Origin of the sequence: Pseudomonas sp. MUP55 (genome assembly GCF_034043515.1) — a bacterium.
Taxonomy (GTDB): domain Bacteria; phylum Pseudomonadota; class Gammaproteobacteria; order Pseudomonadales; family Pseudomonadaceae; genus Aquipseudomonas.
On the sequence record NZ_CP138214.1, the window covers coordinates 4,800,722 to 4,819,889 of the forward strand.

General features: G+C 58.2%; 18 protein-coding genes and 1 pseudogene. 10 read left to right on the plus strand and 9 right to left on the minus strand.

Going from position 1 to position 19,168, the window contains the following annotated elements; genetic code table 11:
• Positions 1-325: 325 nt before the first annotated feature.
• Positions 326-697, minus strand: a complete 372-nt coding sequence (locus tag SC318_RS21600; protein WP_320428393.1) for a plasmid mobilization protein — start codon at positions 695-697, stop codon at positions 326-328.
• Positions 698-1,189: 492 nt separating this feature from the next.
• Here SC318_RS21600 and SC318_RS21605 point away from each other — a divergent pair, with 492 nt between their 5' ends.
• The 6 genes from SC318_RS21605 to SC318_RS21630 all read left to right on the plus strand — a co-directional run bounded on the left by SC318_RS21605 (position 1,190) and on the right by SC318_RS21630 (position 4,819).
• Positions 1,190-1,399 (plus strand): TraC family protein, encoded by a 210-nt coding sequence (locus SC318_RS21605; protein WP_124401818.1) that lies wholly within the window; start codon positions 1,190-1,192, stop codon positions 1,397-1,399.
• 2 nt (positions 1,400-1,401) lie between these two features.
• On the plus strand, positions 1,402-1,626 hold the full coding sequence (locus SC318_RS21610; RefSeq protein WP_068967681.1) for a hypothetical protein: 225 nt from the start codon (positions 1,402-1,404) through the stop codon (positions 1,624-1,626).
• A gap of 268 nt (positions 1,627-1,894) precedes the next feature.
• Positions 1,895-2,689 carry a P-type conjugative transfer protein TrbJ gene (trbJ, locus tag SC318_RS21615; RefSeq protein WP_320428394.1) on the plus strand — a complete coding sequence of 265 codons (795 nt, stop codon included), beginning with the start codon at positions 1,895-1,897 and terminating at the stop codon, positions 2,687-2,689.
• 2 nt (positions 2,690-2,691) lie between these two features.
• Positions 2,692-2,877 (plus strand): hypothetical protein, encoded by a 186-nt coding sequence (locus tag SC318_RS21620; protein WP_169896454.1) that lies wholly within the window; start codon positions 2,692-2,694, stop codon positions 2,875-2,877.
• A gap of 2 nt (positions 2,878-2,879) precedes the next feature.
• Positions 2,880-4,496 carry a P-type conjugative transfer protein TrbL gene (gene trbL / locus SC318_RS21625; protein ID WP_320428395.1) on the plus strand — a complete coding sequence of 539 codons (1,617 nt, stop codon included), beginning with the start codon at positions 2,880-2,882 and terminating at the stop codon, positions 4,494-4,496.
• Between the two features lie 2 nt (positions 4,497-4,498).
• On the plus strand, positions 4,499-4,819 hold the full coding sequence (locus tag SC318_RS21630) for a hypothetical protein (RefSeq protein WP_320428396.1): 321 nt from the start codon (positions 4,499-4,501) through the stop codon (positions 4,817-4,819).
• Between the two features lie 439 nt (positions 4,820-5,258).
• Here SC318_RS21630 and SC318_RS21635 read toward each other — a convergent pair whose 3' ends face one another.
• From SC318_RS21635 to SC318_RS21670, 8 genes are all read right to left on the minus strand, one after another.
• Entirely contained in the window at positions 5,259-5,852 is a 594-nt protein-coding gene (locus SC318_RS21635; protein WP_320428397.1) for a hypothetical protein, read from the minus strand.
• A gap of 232 nt (positions 5,853-6,084) precedes the next feature.
• On the minus strand, positions 6,085-6,963 hold the full coding sequence (locus SC318_RS21640; protein ID WP_320428398.1) for a helicase RepA family protein: 879 nt from the start codon (positions 6,961-6,963) through the stop codon (positions 6,085-6,087).
• A 3-nt stretch (positions 6,964-6,966) separates the two neighbouring features.
• Complete coding sequence (locus SC318_RS21645) at positions 6,967-7,197, minus strand: helix-turn-helix transcriptional regulator (protein ID WP_169896450.1); 231 nt, start codon at positions 7,195-7,197, stop codon at positions 6,967-6,969.
• A gap of 294 nt (positions 7,198-7,491) precedes the next feature.
• On the minus strand, positions 7,492-8,700 hold the full coding sequence (locus tag SC318_RS21650) for a tyrosine-type recombinase/integrase (RefSeq protein ID WP_320431277.1): 1,209 nt from the start codon (positions 8,698-8,700) through the stop codon (positions 7,492-7,494).
• Between the two features lie 307 nt (positions 8,701-9,007).
• A complete protein-coding gene (guaA, locus tag SC318_RS21655) occupies positions 9,008-10,585 on the minus strand; it encodes a glutamine-hydrolyzing GMP synthase (RefSeq protein ID WP_073521822.1) in 1,578 nt (525 codons plus the stop codon).
• Positions 10,586-10,666: 81 nt separating this feature from the next.
• The gene (gene guaB / locus SC318_RS21660) at positions 10,667-12,136 is read right to left on the minus strand and encodes an IMP dehydrogenase (protein ID WP_320428399.1); all 1,470 of its coding nucleotides are present in this window, start codon (positions 12,134-12,136) and stop codon (positions 10,667-10,669) included.
• Between the two features lie 265 nt (positions 12,137-12,401).
• Positions 12,402-12,950 (minus strand): sugar ABC transporter ATPase, encoded by a 549-nt coding sequence (locus tag SC318_RS21665; protein ID WP_320428400.1) that lies wholly within the window; start codon positions 12,948-12,950, stop codon positions 12,402-12,404.
• Positions 12,951-13,092: 142 nt separating this feature from the next.
• The gene (locus tag SC318_RS21670) at positions 13,093-13,860 is read right to left on the minus strand and encodes a sulfite exporter TauE/SafE family protein (protein ID WP_320428401.1); all 768 of its coding nucleotides are present in this window, start codon (positions 13,858-13,860) and stop codon (positions 13,093-13,095) included.
• Between the two features lie 100 nt (positions 13,861-13,960).
• Between SC318_RS21670 and SC318_RS21675 the strand changes: the two are divergent.
• The 4 genes and pseudogenes from SC318_RS21675 (at position 13,961) to leuA (ending at position 19,066) form a co-directional block, all read left to right on the plus strand.
• Positions 13,961-14,850 (plus strand): annotated as a pseudogene (locus SC318_RS21675) (LysR family transcriptional regulator).
• Between the two features lie 10 nt (positions 14,851-14,860).
• Positions 14,861-16,240 carry an exodeoxyribonuclease VII large subunit gene (gene xseA, locus SC318_RS21680; RefSeq protein ID WP_320428402.1) on the plus strand — a complete coding sequence of 460 codons (1,380 nt, stop codon included), beginning with the start codon at positions 14,861-14,863 and terminating at the stop codon, positions 16,238-16,240.
• Positions 16,241-16,243: 3 nt separating this feature from the next.
• Entirely contained in the window at positions 16,244-17,065 is an 822-nt protein-coding gene (locus SC318_RS21685; RefSeq protein WP_320428403.1) for a M23 family metallopeptidase, read from the plus strand.
• A 321-nt stretch (positions 17,066-17,386) separates the two neighbouring features.
• Positions 17,387-19,066, plus strand: a complete 1,680-nt coding sequence (gene leuA, locus SC318_RS21690; protein ID WP_320428404.1) for a 2-isopropylmalate synthase — start codon at positions 17,387-17,389, stop codon at positions 19,064-19,066.
• The last annotated feature ends 102 nt before the right edge of the window (positions 19,067-19,168 follow it).

Consider the following 19,168-nt stretch of genomic DNA (forward strand, 5'->3'; position numbering starts at 1 on the left):
GGTTCTACTTGTGCGCTCCAAACGCGAGGGTTAGCTGTTGTAACAAAATAGCCAGTTCTGCTGGGCTGCCTTCGCGTAACACGTCGGCAAGTAGTTCAGCCGCATATGCTGGGTCAGCACGAAGCTGCTCGGACATTGCTTCACTGTGCGGTCGATCTTTCATCTGGTCCTCCCCTATCGCCTAGTGACCTGCGAGCGCAAGCCAACCAATAGCATACGTTGAGCAATTGAGCGACGGCATCGTTCTCAAAACAGTCCGAGGGGCAGCCAACCGGCTATCAGTCTTTGTGGATTGCACAATCCAAAAGCGGTTCAGAGCTAAGACTTACCTGTGAGCTTTGACAATCGCTCCCATCTTCATTCCTACGGCCACCTGCAACCTCCGAAACTCCATCATCACACTTTCCACTTCAATGACGTTCGCGCCTTCTCCACGCTTCTCTGCAAGCCAGAGTTTTAACAGACCAGCAACCCGCCCGAGGTCGCCACTCACCTTGGCCAAATCACCCACGGCGATCAGGTCAACGACCGACCGAATGGGCGTGTTCATGCCTATGGCGCGAAGGTAGCCAGATCGGGACATGCCAGCTTCTTTGGCCTTATTCGTGATCACCGCCTTTTCCTCGTCAGTGACCCAAACCTCGATTGGCTTGCCGCGTCGGCGAGTCGTTGTTTTTTCTTTGGTGCCACCTGTCATGGGTGCTCCTGCCGTTGCTGTGTTTTTGTTCTTAGACGCGGCAGCGGCTGTACGCCTCGCAGAGCAAGATACGTTGAGCCGCAGGCGAATAAGGGTAGGTGTTGGGAGGGTGCGGGCTTGCCCGCACCCGTACAACACACATCTTGCCGTCTGCCTGGGTGCAATTAAAAGAAATTTATTGCTAATAGTCGTTTCGGCAAAGTCAGTTGCCTTAAATTTCCTTGAGTTGCGTTAATTCTCACTAAGTTGCCTAGAGTTGCATTAATTTAGGTAAGGAATTGCCTAAAATTGCTTTGAGTTAACTTAATCGACTAAATTTAAATGAATGAATCAAACAGAGCGGAGAAAGTATGAGCGCCGGCCAACTTACCGCGGCCACGCTTAGCTCGTAGCGACGCCGATCCTGATATGGCTAACAACTCCAGCGGTCGCTAGAATCTCCGCTACCCACAATAGATCAAGGCCGAAATGGCACCAAAAGGAGCATGAAAAATGGCTAGAAAAACCCTTTCTGAGCGTCGAGCTGACGCCTGTTCTGAACTAGAGATGGCTAAGGCAAGGCTTGCAAAACTAGACAATGAGGCAGCAGAAAGAATTGCAAGAATTGCAATAAAATCAGGATTAGTTAATCTTGATCTCGCGGACGATCACATCCGGGAAGAATTCGACAGAATCGTGGAAAGGATAAGCAAGAGGAATTGATTATGAAGACAGCTCACCGCATCAGCGCTTTGGCCACTCAACTCAATGAACTGCAAGCCTGCCTCGGCCGAGCCAGTGGGCAATCTAGTAAGCGCATTGCGGAGGCCCAGCGCATCGCGGCCGAGCTAGCTTCTTCACTCGAAGAGTGGCACCTTGAGACGCTGCACATCCCTGAAACTGAGCGTTGCCTCTATCGCACTCATAATCCTTATTACGCAGCCCACTGACGCCGCGCACCAACTTATAAAAAGCTCACTTCAGTGGGCTTTTTTCGTCCGCAAAACGCATCAAACCGGACAGCCAACTCTTCTTCCTTACAAAAGAAAAAACCTAGACAAGCCAGAGATTTGCCATCATTAAAAGGGTTGATTAACGGACAGTTTCCGGACGCAACTTATTGCAATCTATGCGGATAGACTATTATCCGCATATTCAAAACAACGCCATATCGGAGAATAATCAAACCTCAAGCTACTACAAAATTAGGTATTCGGTATGGAAATAGAATCGCAAAAAACGTCAGTTTATGTCGCTCGGATATTCGGCCGAGGCGCGGCGCTAGCTGTGGCAATGGCAACCACAAGCCTTGGTGTAGTTCTCTATATGACACCTGCCCCGGCTTACGCCATCTACTGCTCTAACTGCTCGACGTTCTATCAACAGATGTTCGAGTACGCCGAGCAGGTCAACACGGCGCTGAACACCGCCGAGCAACTGCAAACGCAAATTCAGCAGTACCAAAACATGGTCACGCAGGGCACGGGCTTGCCCGATTCGATGTTCGGCAGCATCGCGGCTGACTTGAAAAGCGTGGTCAACATCTACAACCGCTCGCAGGTCTTGGGCCGCCAAATCCAGAATATGGATTCGCAGTTCAACACGGCTTTTCCTGGCTTCGAGTCCTACCTGAATCAAGCAGCAAACTCGGCACAATTCCCGGCACGGGATCGTTATCAGAAGTGGTCTAAACAAGGCAGCGACAACGTAAAGACAGCACTTGAGGCGGCAAATCTCAATACCAGCACGTTCGAGTCTGAAGACACTCAGCTTAATCGCATGGTGTTCCGTTCGCAGTCAGCCGTAGGCCGCATGCAAGCTATTCAGGCGGGCAACGAAATTGCTTCCCAGAACGTGCAGCAACTGCAAAAACTGCGCGATCTGATGGCCACCCAAATCAATATGCAGGGCAACTACATGGCCCAGCAAGGAGACCGGAAGGCCGCTAGCGAAGCTGCGGAACAACAATTCGAGGCTAGGAAAAATAACTGGGGAGCTTCGGAGGATTTCTAACCATGTTTATTTCTAAGATTTTTATTGCTGTGTTGTGCATCGCTTCTGCTCTTAGTGGTGCTTTTGTGTCCGGTGTCGTTGTGTCCGTCAGTGCTGAATGCGTGACTGCTGAACGGCATACGCCGACAGATGCCGATAAAAAATTTGAAACCCGGAAAAACGACTGGGGTCCATCTGAGGATTTCTAACTATGCAACGTTCAGCACTTCTCGCATTCATCGGTGCGACGCTATTGTTTTCGGTCGGCAATGCTGCGGCAGCAGGAGATATAACTCAGGGCAATGAAATGAATGGCCTTTTGCGGATGCTATATAACGCCGCAAGTGAATGGTCACCACGGCTCCAGGGCTATGCACTAACATTACTGAGCTCCCTTGCACTAATTCAGCTGGTATGGACGTTCATGCCTCTAGTCATGAAACAAACTGACTTAGGCGAGATTGCCGGTGAGTTAATCCGCTTCTTCATGGCAGTCGGCTTTTTCTACGCCATTATTGAGCATTCCGTTCCGTGGGCGACAGCAGTAGTTAATAGTTTCCGGGAAGCGGCGGGCACGGCTAGCGGTTTGGGTCAAGCTATTCAGCCGGGTGATATGTTCGCAGTGGCTGTCGATTTCTCACGCACTATTGTAGAGGGAATCTCTGTATTCTCTCCGGGTAAAGCGATCCTCATCGCGATTGTTGGCTGTTTAGTTTTATTATGTTTCGCGTTCATCGCGGCATTCATGTTTGTGACGCTAGTAGAGTCGTATGTCATCATCAACGCCTCCGTACTGTTCTTTGGTTTTGGTGGTTCACAGTGGACACGCGACTTTGCTATAGCTCCGCTCCGCTTCGTTATTGCAGTTGGCGCTAAGCTGTTCGTCCTAACGTTGATCGTAGGAATTATCGTCACGTCAGCGAAGTCGTGGTTAGCAGCGTATACCAACGACGAAGCGTCTTTGATGACATTGGCAGGCTTGGCTCTTGTATGCGCTTATCTGACTAAAACTATCCCCGAATTGATCGGCGGGATGATTAGTGGCACGTCTATGGGCGGCGGATCGGCAATCGGTGGTATGGCGGCGGCTGGAGCCGCTGGTGCAGCGGCGGCTATTGCAACCATCTCAACAGCAGGTGCCGCAGCTCCAGCGGCAGCGGCAGCGGCGATTGGCGCGGGCGGGACAAGTGCAGGCGCGGCCGGTACCGCTGGCGGTCTTGCGGGCTCGCTCAACTCCAGCATGGCCGCCGGTGCTACCTCGGCCGGTGGCGCGACGACCTCTGCCGGAGGCATGGCGTCATCCGCAGGCGTTGGCACCAGTACCGGTGGCGGGGCCGCCGCTAAGGGTGCAAGTTCGGCCGGTTCGCGTGTAGGCGGCAGCACTGCTAATTCGGCACAATCACCTTCACCTTCACCTACGCAGCCCAGCAGCGGCGTGCAGCAGGCCGCCAGACAGGCTGGAAAGGCTGCTCAGGGCAACGACGACAAAGACCCGCAGGCAACACCAAATGGGGGATTTGTCAGCGCCGGTAACGCGCTTTCGCAGTCGACCAATGGCGGAGCAAAGATGCTCGGCGTGATGGCCTCGATGGCAGTGCCGGGTATGGAGAATGCGCACGCCTTGTCTCTAGGTGCAGGATCTCCGCCACCAGTTCCCGACGATACCAACTCGACCACTCAGGCCAATGGGGCAGAATCGGCCACGGAACCCACAGAGGCGGAGTCTAACGTCATCCGTCCAGCCTCGGATGCAAGCCTCGCTACAAGTCGACTAGCCTCGCTCAATGTGCCCGGCACGGCCTCAAACAAAGACACCTCGGAGAAATAACCATGATGGACATACTGATGTTCGCTGGATTCGTAGTATTCGCATCGACGTTCGCCATCGGCATGTGGGCGCTCGGCCGATGGCTACGTAGCAAGGGCTACGGGCCGCAACTCGATAGGCTGGATCGCCAGTACACGGCCTTGCAGCTTCGAGTAAGCCCGCTCGCCTTGTCGGCTTCCTATCGCATGTTTGCCGGGGCACAGGCTATGAATCGCCTACCTTTGCTAGGGAGCAAGAATAACGCAGCCCTGAATCAGCAGGCGTTGATGGCCATCCAGGCTGTACAGGAAGCACAGAAGCAAGAGACGCCCGGCAAGCGGTGATTGCTGATCTGACCCGCAAAACCCCGCCTCTGTGCGGGGTTTTGCTTTCCAAACGCAGCCTCTCCTGGTCACGTTGACGTACAGGCTTTGCGTGCTACTCGCGATATTTCATTACGGGGCTAATCCCGACTATGCCGGACAACCAAACGGGCTTCGCCATTAGTAATACGCACGCACTTGTCTCAACTCCGTCCGTGCCCCCTGTAGGGCGATGCGCTGCGCTCTGAACGATTTTTTGGCTATGTGCACCCACAGAAATCACCGCGCCCTTAAAAAGCATTTTTGACGGCTTCTGCGGCCTTCTGGCAAGCCAAAAAGGGTCTGGAGGCTCCTAGTTCTTCCTTTTTGGTGTCCAGCGGCCGTAGGCCGACCGGCGAGGCCGGACCGCGCCTAAAGCGCGGGCTGCGCCGCGCAGGGACTGAATATCCTGAATATCCTGCTAGTTCCGGGCGGGTGTGGCACGCACCGGGCGTGTGTGAAACGTTTCCGGGCGTGTGTGGCACGCCATCGGGCGGGTGTGAAACGCTCCAGGGGTTGAGAGCACCGCCTTCGTGATGCGATCACCATCAAGCATAAGCCCAATCCGCCGTAGGTCTTCAGCATCATCCTTGATCCTCTTTCGCGCATTGCGCATGTTTTGACTTGAGACTTGTCCAGCAACCGCCCCAATAACGGTGTCCAGATACCAACCGCCTGCTGGCACTACTTTGTGGCTCAAAACGTGCCGAGCTACTGCTTGGCTGATGCCGTGCTGGAGCCGGGCTATGGGGGCCGGGTCGTAGTAAAGGCTCAGATCATGTTCAAGGAGCATCATCAGTGCAATTCCGAGCCGCACCCGCCATAGGTTGCGCTCTCCTCCTGACAGAGGATCGGGACGTGTCATAGGTGAAGGGATAACGTGGTCAATCAACCCGCCGATGATGGGAAAATCAAATTGCGGCGTTTCAATTGTGATCGTTGCAGCCCGAAGTTCGGCTAGCAGCTTTTCGAGCTGTGAGAAGCTGTAGCGGCTATCGGAAAGTGTCTTTCTCACTCGCGCAGGATCTACCAGAAGTTCTACGCCACCATCGGAGACAGGCCGCCGACGTTCTGCGCAGTACAGGACCGCTTCCAATACATCCGCGTGTCTCTGCCCTAACCGACCTGCCACGCGGCAGCGTCCAAATGATGTCTCTGCCCAATCACCTTCGCGCAGCCGCGGGCGCTGGCTAGGCTGATAAAGCATCACTCTGGCCTGTGCGATAGTACTGGTGGGGACCACGGAGTTACCACCGCTCATCGTCACCTCCGTTTGCGACTTGCAGAGGGCTCCCTTTCCTCACTTCCGCCAGTTCAACCGGCACAAGAACGCCGCCTTCCTGACGCTGGTACCACTGATCGAGCGGGGTGGCATCGTAGTTCTGTTTGCTAACACCAAAACGGACAAAAAAACTGCGCCTGTCATTGCCAATAGGCTGTCGCTCATAGGTGCGGTCACTTAGTCGCTTTGCTTCGTCCTCGGTCATCTTGGCCACGAAGCCGCACCAACGGGCGTTATCGATAAGAGCTGATGCACCACGCGCTGCCTGCTGCTGATCGGTTTGCCCATCGCGGGCGCTACCCTTGCTGACATGATGAAGGTACAACACCGATGCTCCCGTGTTGGCAGCAACGTGCTCAAGCGTAGCGACAAGCCGCGCCATGTCACCGTTGCTATTCTCGTCACGGTCGTGAATCCTGCTGAGTGTGTCCAGTACGATCAACCGGGCACCGGCGCAAAAATCGGTGATCCGGGCAAGATGCCGATCATCCATTACGTTCAGCCGCTTACCCATTATTGGCTCGAGGGTAAGGTTTATTGCGATGGATTCACGTGCCTGCTGATTCAGGTGCCGACCGATGGCATGAATCCGGCGCACCAGTGCGGCTTCTGGGTCTTCTCCTGCAAAGTAGACGACGCGGCCAGCACATGCTGGGGCAAGCCCTACAAGATCCCCGCCCGCAACGCTGCATGCGATGGCCATTGCAGCTTCCAATGCCCAAAAGCTCTTGCCTGTGGCTCCTGGGGCTACCAACGCTCCTACTGTTCCAGCAAGAAAACCCGGCCAAATGAAGTCTAGAATGGGAGGCTCGTTCTCGAACGCAGCCCGCAAGTCAATCGCCACAATTCAGGCCCCCATTCCTGGTCGGGGAGCCGGGCCACTGCCCTTGCATGCATCAATCCATTCTTCGACCTCGCACAGATCCCACACGACCTTGCGGCTACTGAGCGCAATCCGGCGAGGGAATTTTCCCTGCTTTTCAAAGTTGTAGATCGTGCGCTCGCATAGCGGAATCATTGCCAGCAACTGTTTCTTGCTGATCAGTATTTTGCTCTCTTTTCTCGATTCTTTTTCCACACCGAATACCTCATTCCGTCATCACTCGAGGTTCGATTATTGCCCCACATTTCCTGTATTTTCCAGCAAATTTCCTGAATTTTCCCATCAAAATCAATAAGTTAACTGTCCGACTAACGTCTAGTTTCGGGACAGACGCAGCCACGCAATGTCTTGTTTTATCGGCAGTTTTATTAACGAAATTCGGTAGAAAAAAAGTGTCCCTAAAACGCCTATTTCGGGACGAAAAAAAACCCACCGAAGTGGGTATTTCGCCACAAACACGCGTGTTCTGTTTGGCCAAGAGGCTCAGAATCAATCCGCTACACGAGGTTTTTTAAGCGTCCACTCGTCAATCATGTCCGCCCAATCCTGCAACATCGCACGGCGCTGATCCCGGTACTCGGCTTTGTTGTAGACGGCGCGCACACCTTTCTGCTCGTGCGCGAGGCACTTCTCGATCCAGTCGGAGTTGTAGCCCGCCTCATGCAACAGCGTGCTGGCCGTGCGCCGCAGGTCGTGGGGACCGAACTTGCCTAGTGGCACACCTTCCTTTTGAGCAAGGCGATAGGTGAGCGTCAGTACCTGATTGATCGTGGCCGCACTCATTGGTAAATCGGAGTCGTAGCGTGACGGCAGAACGTAGTCTGAACCTCCTGCCAAGGTTTTCAACGCGATGAAGAAATCCAATGCCTGCTGGGACAGAAACACCAAATGAGAGTTACGACGCTTCATCCTCTCTTTGGGAATCGTCCATAGCGCCTCGCTGAAATTGATCTCACTCCACGTCGCGTTGGTCAGTTCGCTCTTGCGTACCATCGTCAGCAAGAGAAGTTTGGCCGCTGCGCGGACCGAAGTAGCGGTACCGATTCTGTCCATGTACTGGTACATCAGCGCGATTTCATCAGGCGTCAACGCACGGTCGCGTGGCTCAAATTTCGCGATGCTGGCAGGCCGTACCAGATCTGCCGGGTTTTCAACCTTCTGACCACGCTCAATGGCCCATCGGAACACCTGCATGACGATCTCACGTGAGTGAACCGCAGTTGCGGGTGCCCCCCGCTCGACTATCGCGTCTGTTAACGTTCGCAGGTCCTCGTGGTTTATTTCTGCCAGCTTCTGGTTGCCAAACTGTGGTTTCAACTCGCGCTCATAGACTGAGCGGCGCATATCTCGTGTCGAGTCCGCCATCTGATAGCCGCGCAGCCATTTTTCAGCCCAATCATCAAAGGTCTCAGCACCCTTCGTGCGCGCCTTCGCACGCGCCTTCTCCTTAGCTGGCGACTTACCTGCGGCGATCATCTTCTTCGCCTCCCCTAGCCGCTCACGTGCCTCTGCCAGGGTGATCCCGCCCAAGCCATAACGACCGAAGGTGACGGTCTCCTGCCGGCCATTGATGGAGTAGTTGTAGCGAAAGGAGATTGAGCCGGCCGGTGTAACCGCCACGTACAAGCCATCTCGGTCAATCACCTTGTAGAGCTTGTCTTGGGGTTTGAGATTTCGAAGCTTGGTATCAGTGAGCATGGCTTCCACTATTTCCATGAAAAAATACCATGCGTAGAGAAGCGCAGAAAAACGGCGCCTAACCCCAGTAAAACCGGGCCTTCCGCACTACTTGATACCATGAAGCGCCTAAGCTAATCGACATGGTATTAAGCGCCACACATGGCATTGAAGACAGTTGATACCCCGTACCATGCCACATAAACACCGTGCTTGGCGATGCAGAACACTACCTGAACTTGCCAGACCTAAAAAGCCAAAAGCCCGCAATTACGCGGGCTCCAGGGTATTTCTTGCTAGATTGTGCCGGGCAGTGCCGGACGTAGGATCATTCCCACTCAATCGTCGCCGGCGGCTTGCTCGACACGTCATACGTCACGCGCGAAATGCCTTCGATTTCATTGATGATACGGCCGCTGACGGTCTCCAGCAGTTCGTACGGCAGGTGTGCCCAGCGGGCGGTCATGAAGTCGATGGTTTCCACCGCGCGCAGGGCCACGACCCACGCGTAGCGACGGCCATCGCCTACGACGCCTACGGATTTCACCGGCTGGAACACCACGAACGCCTGGCTGACTTTGTGGTACCAGTCGGCCTTGCGCAGTTCTTCGATGAAGATGTGGTCGGCGCGACGCAGCAGGTCGGCGTATTCCTTCTTCACTTCACCCAGGATGCGCACACCCAGGCCCGGGCCCGGGAATGGGTGGCGGTAGACCATGTCGTACGGCAGGCCCAGTTCCAGGCCCAGACGGCGGACTTCGTCCTTGAACAGTTCGCGCAGCGGTTCTACCAGCTTGAGGTTCATTTCCTCAGGCAGGCCACCCACGTTGTGGTGGGACTTGATCACGTGGGCCTTGCCGCTCTTGGCGCCGGCCGACTCGATCACGTCGGGGTAGATGGTGCCCTGGGCGAGGTACTTGATGTTGTCCAGTTTGTTGGACTGGGCATCGAACACGTCGATGAAGGTGCGGCCGATAATCTTGCGCTTCTTCTCCGGGTCGGACTCGCCGGCCAGGTTGTTGAGGAACTGCTCCTCGGCGTTGGCGCGGATCACCTTGACGCCCATGTTCTCGGCGAACATGGCCATCACTTGCTCACCTTCGTGCAGGCGCAGCAGGCCGTTGTCGACGAAGACGCAGGTCAGTTGGTCGCCGATAGCCTTGTGCAGCAGGGCAGCAACCACCGAGGAGTCAACGCCGCCGGACAGGCCGAGCAGGACGTTATCGGTGCCGACTTGGGCACGCACTTGAGCGATGGCGTCTTCAGCGATTTTGGACGGGGTCCACAGCGCTTCACACTCGCAGATGTCGAGGATGAAGCGCGACAGGATGCGCCCGCCTTGCTTGGTGTGGGTCACTTCCGGGTGGAACTGCACGCCGTAGTAACGACGCTCGTCGCTGAACATGCCGGCGATCGGGCAGCTCGGGGTGCTGGCCAGGATGTGGAAGTCTTCCGGCATCTTGGTGACCTTGTCACCGTGGCTCATCCATACGTCGAGGCCGAACAGGCCGTCGGCGTCGATGTGGTCTTCGATGCCGTCCAGCAGGCGGCTCTTGCCGACCACGTCGACCCGCGCATAACCGAATTCGCGCAGCTCGGAGCCTTCAACCTTGCCGCCCAGTTGCTCGGCCATGGTCTGCATGCCGTAGCAGATGCCGAAGACCGGCACGCCCAGGTCGAACACCGCTTGCGGGCAGCGCGGGCTGTTGGCTTCGTGCACGGACTCGGGGCCACCGGCCAGGATGACGCCTTTGGGTGCGAATTCGCGGATCGCTTCGTCATCCATGTCGAACGGGTGCAGTTCGCAGTACACGCCGATTTCACGCACGCGGCGGGCGATCAGTTGGGTGTACTGGGAACCGAAGTCGAGGATCAGGATGCGGTGGGCGTGAATGTCGAGGGCCATGAGGTCAGTCTCGTCTAATGAATCAGAAACAACTCGGGGCTGAAAGAACAGCCCCGGTTACTTAACGTTTTGCTGGAAGCCTCAACCTACGCGGTAGTTTGGCGCTTCCTTGGTGATCTGCACGTCGTGGACATGGGATTCAGCCATGCCGGCGCCGGTGATCCGTACGAACTCTGGCTTGGTGCGCATTTCTTCGATGTCGGCGCTGCCGGTGTAGCCCATCGAGGAACGCAGGCCACCCATCAGTTGATGGATGATCGCGCTCAGGGTGCCTTTGTACGGCACACGGCCTTCGATACCTTCCGGAACGAGCTTCTCGGCGCCTGCCGAGGAGTCCTGGAAGTAGCGGTCGGACGAACCCTGCGCCTGGGACATGGCGCCCAGCGAACCCATGCCACGGTAAGCCTTGTAGGAACGGCCCTGGAACAGTTCGATCTCACCCGGTGCCTCTTCGGTACCGGCGAACATCGAGCCCATCATCACGCAGGAAGCACCGGCAACGATGGCCTTGGACAGGTCACCGGAGAAACGGATGCCGCCGTCGGCGATCAACGGAACGCCAGTGCCTTCAAGGGCAGCGGCGACGTTGGCGATGGCGCTGATTTGCGGCACGCCGACACCGGCGACGATACGCGTGGTGCAGATCGAGCCTGGGCCGATACCGACCTTGACTGCGTCCGCGCCCGCTTCGGCCAGGGCCTTGGCGGCAGCGCCCGTGGCGATGTTGCCACCGATCACCTGCACTTCAGGGAAGTTCTGCTTGACCCAGCGAACGCGATCGATCACGCCTTTGGAGTGACCGTGAGCGGTGTCGACCACCACCACGTCAACACCTGCAGCCACCAGGGCCGAAACGCGGTCACCGGTGTCTTTACCGGTACCGACGGCGGCGCCCACGCGCAGACGACCTTGGTCATCCTTGCTGGCCAGCGGGTAAGCCTTGGCTTTTTCGATGTCGTTGACGGTCATCATGCCTTTGAGGGCGAATTTTTCGTCGACGATCAGCACGCGCTCGATGCGGTGCTTGTGCAGCAGTTCGCGCACATCGTTCTTGTCGGCGCCTTCGTTGACGGTGACCAGACGCTCTTTGGGCGTCATCACTTCGCGGACGGTGATTTCAAGACGGTTCTCGAAACGCACGTCACGGGAAGTGACGATGCCGACCAGGTCGCCATCGTGCAGTACCGGAACGCCGGAGATGTTGTGCATGCGGGTCAGTTCGAACAGATCGCGCACAGTGGCGTCAGCTTCGATGGTGATGGGATCTTTCACCACACCGGCTTCGTAACGCTTGACCTTGCGCACTTCGGCAGCTTGCTGCTCGATGGTCATGTTCTTGTGGATGATGCCGATGCCGCCTTCCTGAGCCATGGCGATGGCCAGACGGGCTTCGGTGACGGTGTCCATGGCAGCGGAAACCAGGGGAATATTCAGCTCGATGCCACGGGTTAGGCGGGTCTTGAGACTGACTTCGTTAGGAAGCACCTCGGAATAACCGGGCACTAGTAGAATGTCGTCGAATGTCAGAGCTTCTTGGCTGATACGCAGCATCGCGGGGGCTCCCGAGCGGGAAAATGGAAGCGCGCCATTATACTCAGACACCCCCACCGGCTCAATGTAAAACTCTGACATATTTGGGAATAATGATAGAAGGGCAAAACCCGCCGCCTTGATCGTTCCCACGCTGCGCGTGGTAACGCCTCTATGGACGCTCCGCGTCCGGGCCCAACGCAAGGTTCGAACCCTGCGCAGGAGTGACGTAGAGCGTCACGGGATGCATTCCCACGCCGGAGCGTGGGAACGATCGGTCGAGGGTTCAAAGCTCGACTTTGACCCAAGCGATCTTCTGGTCCAGCCAGTCGGCGAATTCATCGATGAAGCTTTGCTTGAACCCCGCCTCCGCCCAGTTGTTGAAGATAAACCCCAAGTTGGAGAACCCACACTCCTGCAGGAACAGGAAGCCGTTGATGTCGTCTTCATGCCCACACAGCGGGCAGGTGAAGTTGTCGGTGTGGCCGGGCATCCAGTCTTCCAGGCTTTCGAACAGGGCTTCACCGACTTCCTTGCGGCATTGCGGGCAGCCCGCTTCTTCAAGAAAGCCTTTGGCCGGCGTATAGATGCAGCGTTTGTAGATGATTTCCAGGCCATTGACCGGTTCGTTGAACGGCAGCGCCTCAGGGTGCAGCACCACCGCACGGGCGCCGTCGGCCAGGGCGTAGGCCATGCGGTTGCCGGTACGGCCGCAGGTGGTCAGTTCTTCCTTGATGATGTTCTTGCGCACCAGCCAGCGCACGATTGCCCGCGCGCGGGGCTCGTGGACCGGCAAGGTGGAGATTTTCGGGACAAGGATGCTTTGGGAATTCATGAGAGTCCTGCGGTGTGGCTGCTGACGCTATCGGGGGCAAGCCCCCTCCCACATTTGAATGGTGAACACAGTTAACTGTGGGAGGGGGCTTGCCCCCGATAGCGCCCTGAAGGCTGGCAGCTTAATCCCTGCCCCACACAGGTCAAGTACTCAAATACCGCCCAATCAATGCGATCCCGCTGGCCAGCACCAACCAGGTCACCAGCCTTACAAACGCCTCGCGGGACATGCGCATGGTCAACCGGCGCCCGCCCCACAGCCCCAGGGCCATCGCCGGCAACAGGCACACCGCCAGCATCAACAAGGGTAAATCCGCATACACCCCGGCCATCAGAAACAGGCTCAGGCGCACCACCGTGCTGCAACTGATCAGCGCGCTTTGCGTGGCTCGCGCCGCGTCCTTGGGCAAACGGCTATTCAAATAAATCGCATATAAAAAGCCGCCACTGCCGAACAGTGCACCGAACAGGCCGCCGACCGTACCCATGGGGACCGACCACCCCGTCGTCAACTGCGTGGGCCGCGCCTTCACCGCCAGGCTGTAGATCGCGTACGCACTGATGAACAGGCCCATCAGTAACAGCAACAGGTCCGAATGCAGGTTGAGCAAAAACACCACACCCAGCGTGCAGCCAATCGCCATGCACGGCAGCAATCGCAGCAGTTCTGACGTGTTCACGTCTCGTCGCGACTGCAGCAGGTTGCCAAACGCCGCGACAAAATCCAGCAGCACGAGCAGCGGGATGATCTTCGACAGCGGCATGAAAATGATCAGGATCGGCCCCGCGACCAATGCCGTACCGAACCCGGCAATGCCGAACACCACATAGGCCAGCACCACACCCAGGCCGATCACCAGCCAGTCCACAGCGCCGAACGGCCACTGACTCATCCACTCAACCAGGCTCATGGGCTATTCCCTAAATAGACATGGCGTTCACTTTAGCCATGGCGGAGTGTTGCGACTAATATCGTCAAAGCCCGTCACCCATCTCAAAAAGGCATGAGCCGTGATTTCCACTCGCCAGCTGCGTTACTTCGTCGAAATCGCCGACAGCGGCAGTTTCAGTGCCGCCGCCGAACGCCTGTTCGTGGCGCAATCTGCGTTGAGCCGCCAGATCAAGGAGCTGGAGTCCCAGCTGCAAACCCCGCTGTTCGAACGCACCGCACGCCAGCCACGCCTGACAGCTGCCGGGGAGGCGTTCTACCCTCGGGCGCGCAATCTGTTGAGCGACCTGAACAAGGCGAGTGAAATGGCCACTCAGGTGGGCAACGGCCAACTCGGCACCCTGCGCCTGAGCCATTCGAGCACCGTACCGATGGGCGGCGCGTTGCTGCGCGGCGTCAGTACCTGGCTGCAATGCTGCCCCGGCGTGTCGATGGACTCGTCAAACTGTCCTCCGAAGCCCAGCTGGAGGAAATCGCCGACGGTCGCCTCGAAGCAGGACTGCTGCGCCTGCCGGTGTTGCGCCAGCGCGAAGGCGTGCGCGTGCTGCCTTTATACAGCGAGCCGCTGTTAGTGGCGGTGCCGCCGGGTCACCCATTGGCATACCGCGATACACCGGTGGAATTGGCACAGCTCAAGGACGAAGCGTTTATTTCAGTGCCCCACCCCCAGCGCGGCGGGCTGAGTTATCTGTCGGCAGAGTTGTGCATGCGTGCCGGATTTTTCCCCAAGGCGGCACGGGTGATGTCGCGCAAGACCACGCAATTGCAGCTGATCCAGGCCGGTTTCGGTATTGCCTTGTTACCAAAATCCATGCAGGACATCGCGCCCGCCACCCTGCACTTCTTGCCGCTGGCCGACCCGGATTGCCACAGCACCGTGGCCCTGGCCTGTGCCCAGGCGCCGAGCGCGTTGGTAGAGCAATTCTGCCAAACCTTGCGCGAATGCCTATAAACTGCGGCCCATGATTAAAGATCCTTTTGCCCGACTGGGCCTGGACCGCGAAGTCCTGACTGTCAGCCAGCTCAACGGCCGCGCGCGGGTGTTGCTCGAAGACGTGTTCACCAATATCTGGGTTGAAGGCGAGATCTCCAACCTCGCCCGCCCGGCCTCCGGCCATGTGTATTTCACCCTCAAGGACAGCGGCGCCCAAGTGCGTTGCGCGTTGTTTCGAAACAACGCTGCGCGGGTGCGCCAGGCGTTGAAGGATGGCCTGGCGGTGAAGGTGCGCGGCAAGGTCTCGTTGTTCGAGGGCCGTGGCGATTACCAGTTGATCCTCGACACCGTGGAGCCAGCGGGTGATGGTGCGCTGCGCCTGGCCTTCGATGCCTTGAAGGAAAAGCTCAGCGCAGAAGGCCTGTTCAGTGCCGAGCGCAAGGCGCCCCTGCCGGCGCACCCCCGTCGCATCGGCATTATCAGCTCGCCAACCGGCGCGGTGATTCGCGACATCATCAGCGTGTTCGGCCGCCGCGCGCCGAACATCGAACTGACGTTGATTCCGACCGCCGTGCAAGGCCGCGAAGCCATCCCGCAGATTGTGCGGGCGTTGAAACTGGCCGACGCCCGTGGCTTCGACGCGTTGATCCTGGCCCGTGGCGGCGGCTCACTCGAAGACCTCTGGTGCTTCAACGAAGAAGCCGTGGCCCGCGCGATAGACGCCTGCGTCACGCCCATCGTCAGTGCGGTCGGGCATGAAACCGATGTATCGATCAGCGACTTCGTCGCCGACGTGCGCGCCCCTACCCCATCGGCCGCCGCTGAACTGCTGGCACCGGATGCCAGCCACCTGGTGCGCCAGGTGGAAAACCTGCATCGCCGCCTGGTGATGCTGATGCGCAATCGTCTGAGCCACAGCCGCCTGCGCCTGGAAGGCATGGCCCGCCGCCTGCGTCACCCCGGTGAGCGTCTGCGCCAGCAGGCCCAGCGCCTGGACGACCTGGACATGCGCCTGCGCCGCGCCTTCGAGCGCAGCCTCAACACCCGTCGCGAACGCTTGATCCGCCTGGAAACCCGCCTCGCCGGCCAGCACCCGGGCCGCCAACTGGCGCTGCTGCGCCAGCGCCTGGACAGCCTTGCCGAGCGCCTGCCCCGCGCCATGCGTGAAGGCCTCAAGGCGCGGCGCCTGCAACTGCAAAGCCAGGTCCAGACACTGCAGGTGGTCAGCCCGCTGGCCACCCTCGGCCGGGGCTACAGCATTTTGCTGGACGAACGCGGCCAGGCCATTCGCAGCGCCGCGCAAACCCATACCGGCCAGCGCCTGACCGCGCGCCTCGGTGAGGGCCAACTGCAAGTGCGGGTGGAAGACAACCACCTGACGCCTGTCACCCTTTCGCTACTGGATTGACTGATGCCACGCTTTCTCAGTTTGTTGATGCTCGCTTGCCTGAGCTTCAATGCCCACGCCGACAGCTACATCACGCGCACGCTGAACAAGCCGGTGCCTGGTGGCGTGGCAGTGGTCGACCTGGGACCTGCCGCAACGGCGCCCAAGGCGGTCTACCTCGGCCGGCCGGTGCTGGTGGTCAAGGAGCAGAGCAATTGGCTGGCGATTGTCGGCATCCCGCTGACGGTCAAGCCGGGCAACGAACGCATCAGCAGCGGCGCACGCGTTCTGCCGTTTGTGGTGGATTACAAGAAATACCCGGAACAGCGTATCACGCTTAAAAACAAAAGCCAGGTCAACCCCGACCCGGCGCAGTTGAAGCGCATCGAGGGCGAACTGGCCGTGCAGCTCAAGGCTTACCGCAGCTTCAGCCCGAACGTGCCGAGCAATCTGGTGCTGGACAAGCCGGTGAACGGGCCGCTGTCGAGCAAATTCGGCGTGCGCCGCTTCTTCAATGGCGAGGAGCGCAACCCGCACTCGGGCCTGGACTTCGCGGTGCCGGCCGGTACGCCAATCAAGACGCCTGCTGCCGGCAAGGTGATCCTTACCGGCAACTACTTTTTCAATGGCAACACGGTGTTTGTCGACCATGGTCAGGGCTTTATCAGCATGTTCTGCCACATGTCGAAGATTGATGTGAAGGTGGGCGACCAACTCGCACGCGGCACGGCGGTGGGCAAGGTCGGCTCGACCGGTCGGGCAACCGGGCCGCACATGCACTGGAACGTCAGCCTGAACGATGCGCGAGTGGATCCGGCGATCTTCATCGGCGCTTTCCAGCCCTGAGCAGATCGATTGCGCGGCCGGGGAAGGCTGCGCAATTAAAGCCAATCACAGCCTAATTAACGGTCATAAAATCTCGTTTCCTACGTGAATAGCAGAAGTTCTCTCAATTTTTAGCGGCTGCTTGCCATCCTCTACCCCGACGGTTAGGGTTGAGCTTATGAAAACCTCTCACACCCTCATTCAGCGCCGTCAGCACCGCAGCCTGTGCCTTGTCAGCGCACGACTGCCAAGCTGAATCGATCTGTCTCGCCCAAGCGTCGTCCCCAACAACAGTGATTCGGCAGGCCGCCTTTTCTCGGCCCTATGACAAAGGATTTTGCGATGAGCATGCTCAAAGACCCGTCTTCGAAATACCGTGCGTTTCCGACCATCGATATCCCGGACCGCACCTGGCCGTCCAACACCATCACCACCGCGCCGATCTGGTGCAGCTCTGACCTGCGTGATGGCAACCAGTCGCTGATCGAACCGATGGATGCCGCGAAGAAGCTGCGCTTCTGGAAGACCCTGGTCGCCGTCGGTGTGAAGGAGATCGAAGCGTCTTTCCCGGCCGCGTCGCAAACCGATTTTGATTTCGTACGCACCCTGATCGAAGACAACCACATCCCCGAGGACACCACCATCCAGGTGCTGACCCAGGGCCGTGAAGACTTGATCGCCCGTACCTTCGAATCCCTGCGTGGCGCCAAAAAGGCCATCGTGCACCTGTACAACGCCACCTCGCCGTCATTCCGCCGTATTGTGTTCAACCAGGACAAGGACGGCATCAAGGCAATCGCAGTGAACGCGGCCAAGTTGTTCGTCAAATACGCAGCCCAGCAGCCGGAAACCCAGTGGACCTTCGAATACTCCCCGGAGACCTTCAGCGCCACCGAGCTGGAATTTGCCAAGGAAGTCTGTGACGCGGTGATCGAGGTATGGAACCCGACGCCCGAGCACAAGATGATCCTCAACCTGCCGGCCACTGTGGAATGCGCCACGCCGAATATCTATGCCGACCAGATCGAGTGGTTCGGTCGCCATATCAACCGCCGTGACAGCGTGATCATCAGCCTGCACACCCACAACGACCGTGGCACGGGCGTGGCCGCCACCGAGCTGGGCCTGATGGCCGGGGCTGATCGTGTCGAAGGCTGCCTGTTCGGCAACGGCGAGCGCACCGGTAACGTCGACCTGGTGACCGTGGCACTGAACATGTACACCCAGGGCCTCGACCCGCAGCTGGACTTCTCCGATATCGACGGCGTGCGCAAAGTCGTCGAGGAGTGCAACCAGATCCAGGTGCACCCTCGCCATCCGTACGTTGGCGACCTGGTGCATACCGCGTTCTCCGGCTCGCACCAGGATGCCATCCGCAAGGGCTTCTCCCAGCAGAAAGACGACGCCCTGTGGGAAGTGCCGTACTTGCCGATCGACCCGGCAGACATCGGCCGCAGCTACGAGGCGGTGATCCGCGTGAACAGCCAGTCGGGCAAAGGCGGTATTGCCTACCTGCTGGAGCAGGAATACGACATCAGCTTGCCACGCCGCATGCAGATCGAATTCAGCCAGGTGGTGCAGGCTGAAACCGACCGCGTCGGCCTGGAAATGACCGCACCGCAGATCTACGCCTTGCTGCAACGCGAATACCTGCAGGCCAACACCCCGTACGCGCTGGTCAGCCATCGCCTGCAGGAAGAAAACGGCAACAGCTACGTGGAAGTGGAAGTTTCCGGCAAAGGCCAGGGCGAAACCAACCTGCACTGGAAAGGCAAAGGCAACGGCGCGCTGGAAGCGCTGGTGGCGGGCTTGCCGATTGGCGTAGAGATCATGGACTACAACGAACATGCAATCGGCGCTGGCACCAACGCTAAAGCGGCGGCGTACATCGAGCTGCGCGTGAACGGCGAACGCCCGGTACACGGAGTGGGCATCGATGAAAACATCACCACCGCCAGCTTCAAGGCGCTGTTCAGTGCGCTGAACCGCTCGTTGAGCCAGCAGGAAGCGAAAGCGGCCTAAGCGTTATCGGCGCAATGCAAAAGGCCCCTGGGTGAGAATCCAGGGGCCTTTTTACTGTGGTGTTGCTAGCGGCCTCATCGGGGGCAAGCCCCCTCCCACAGG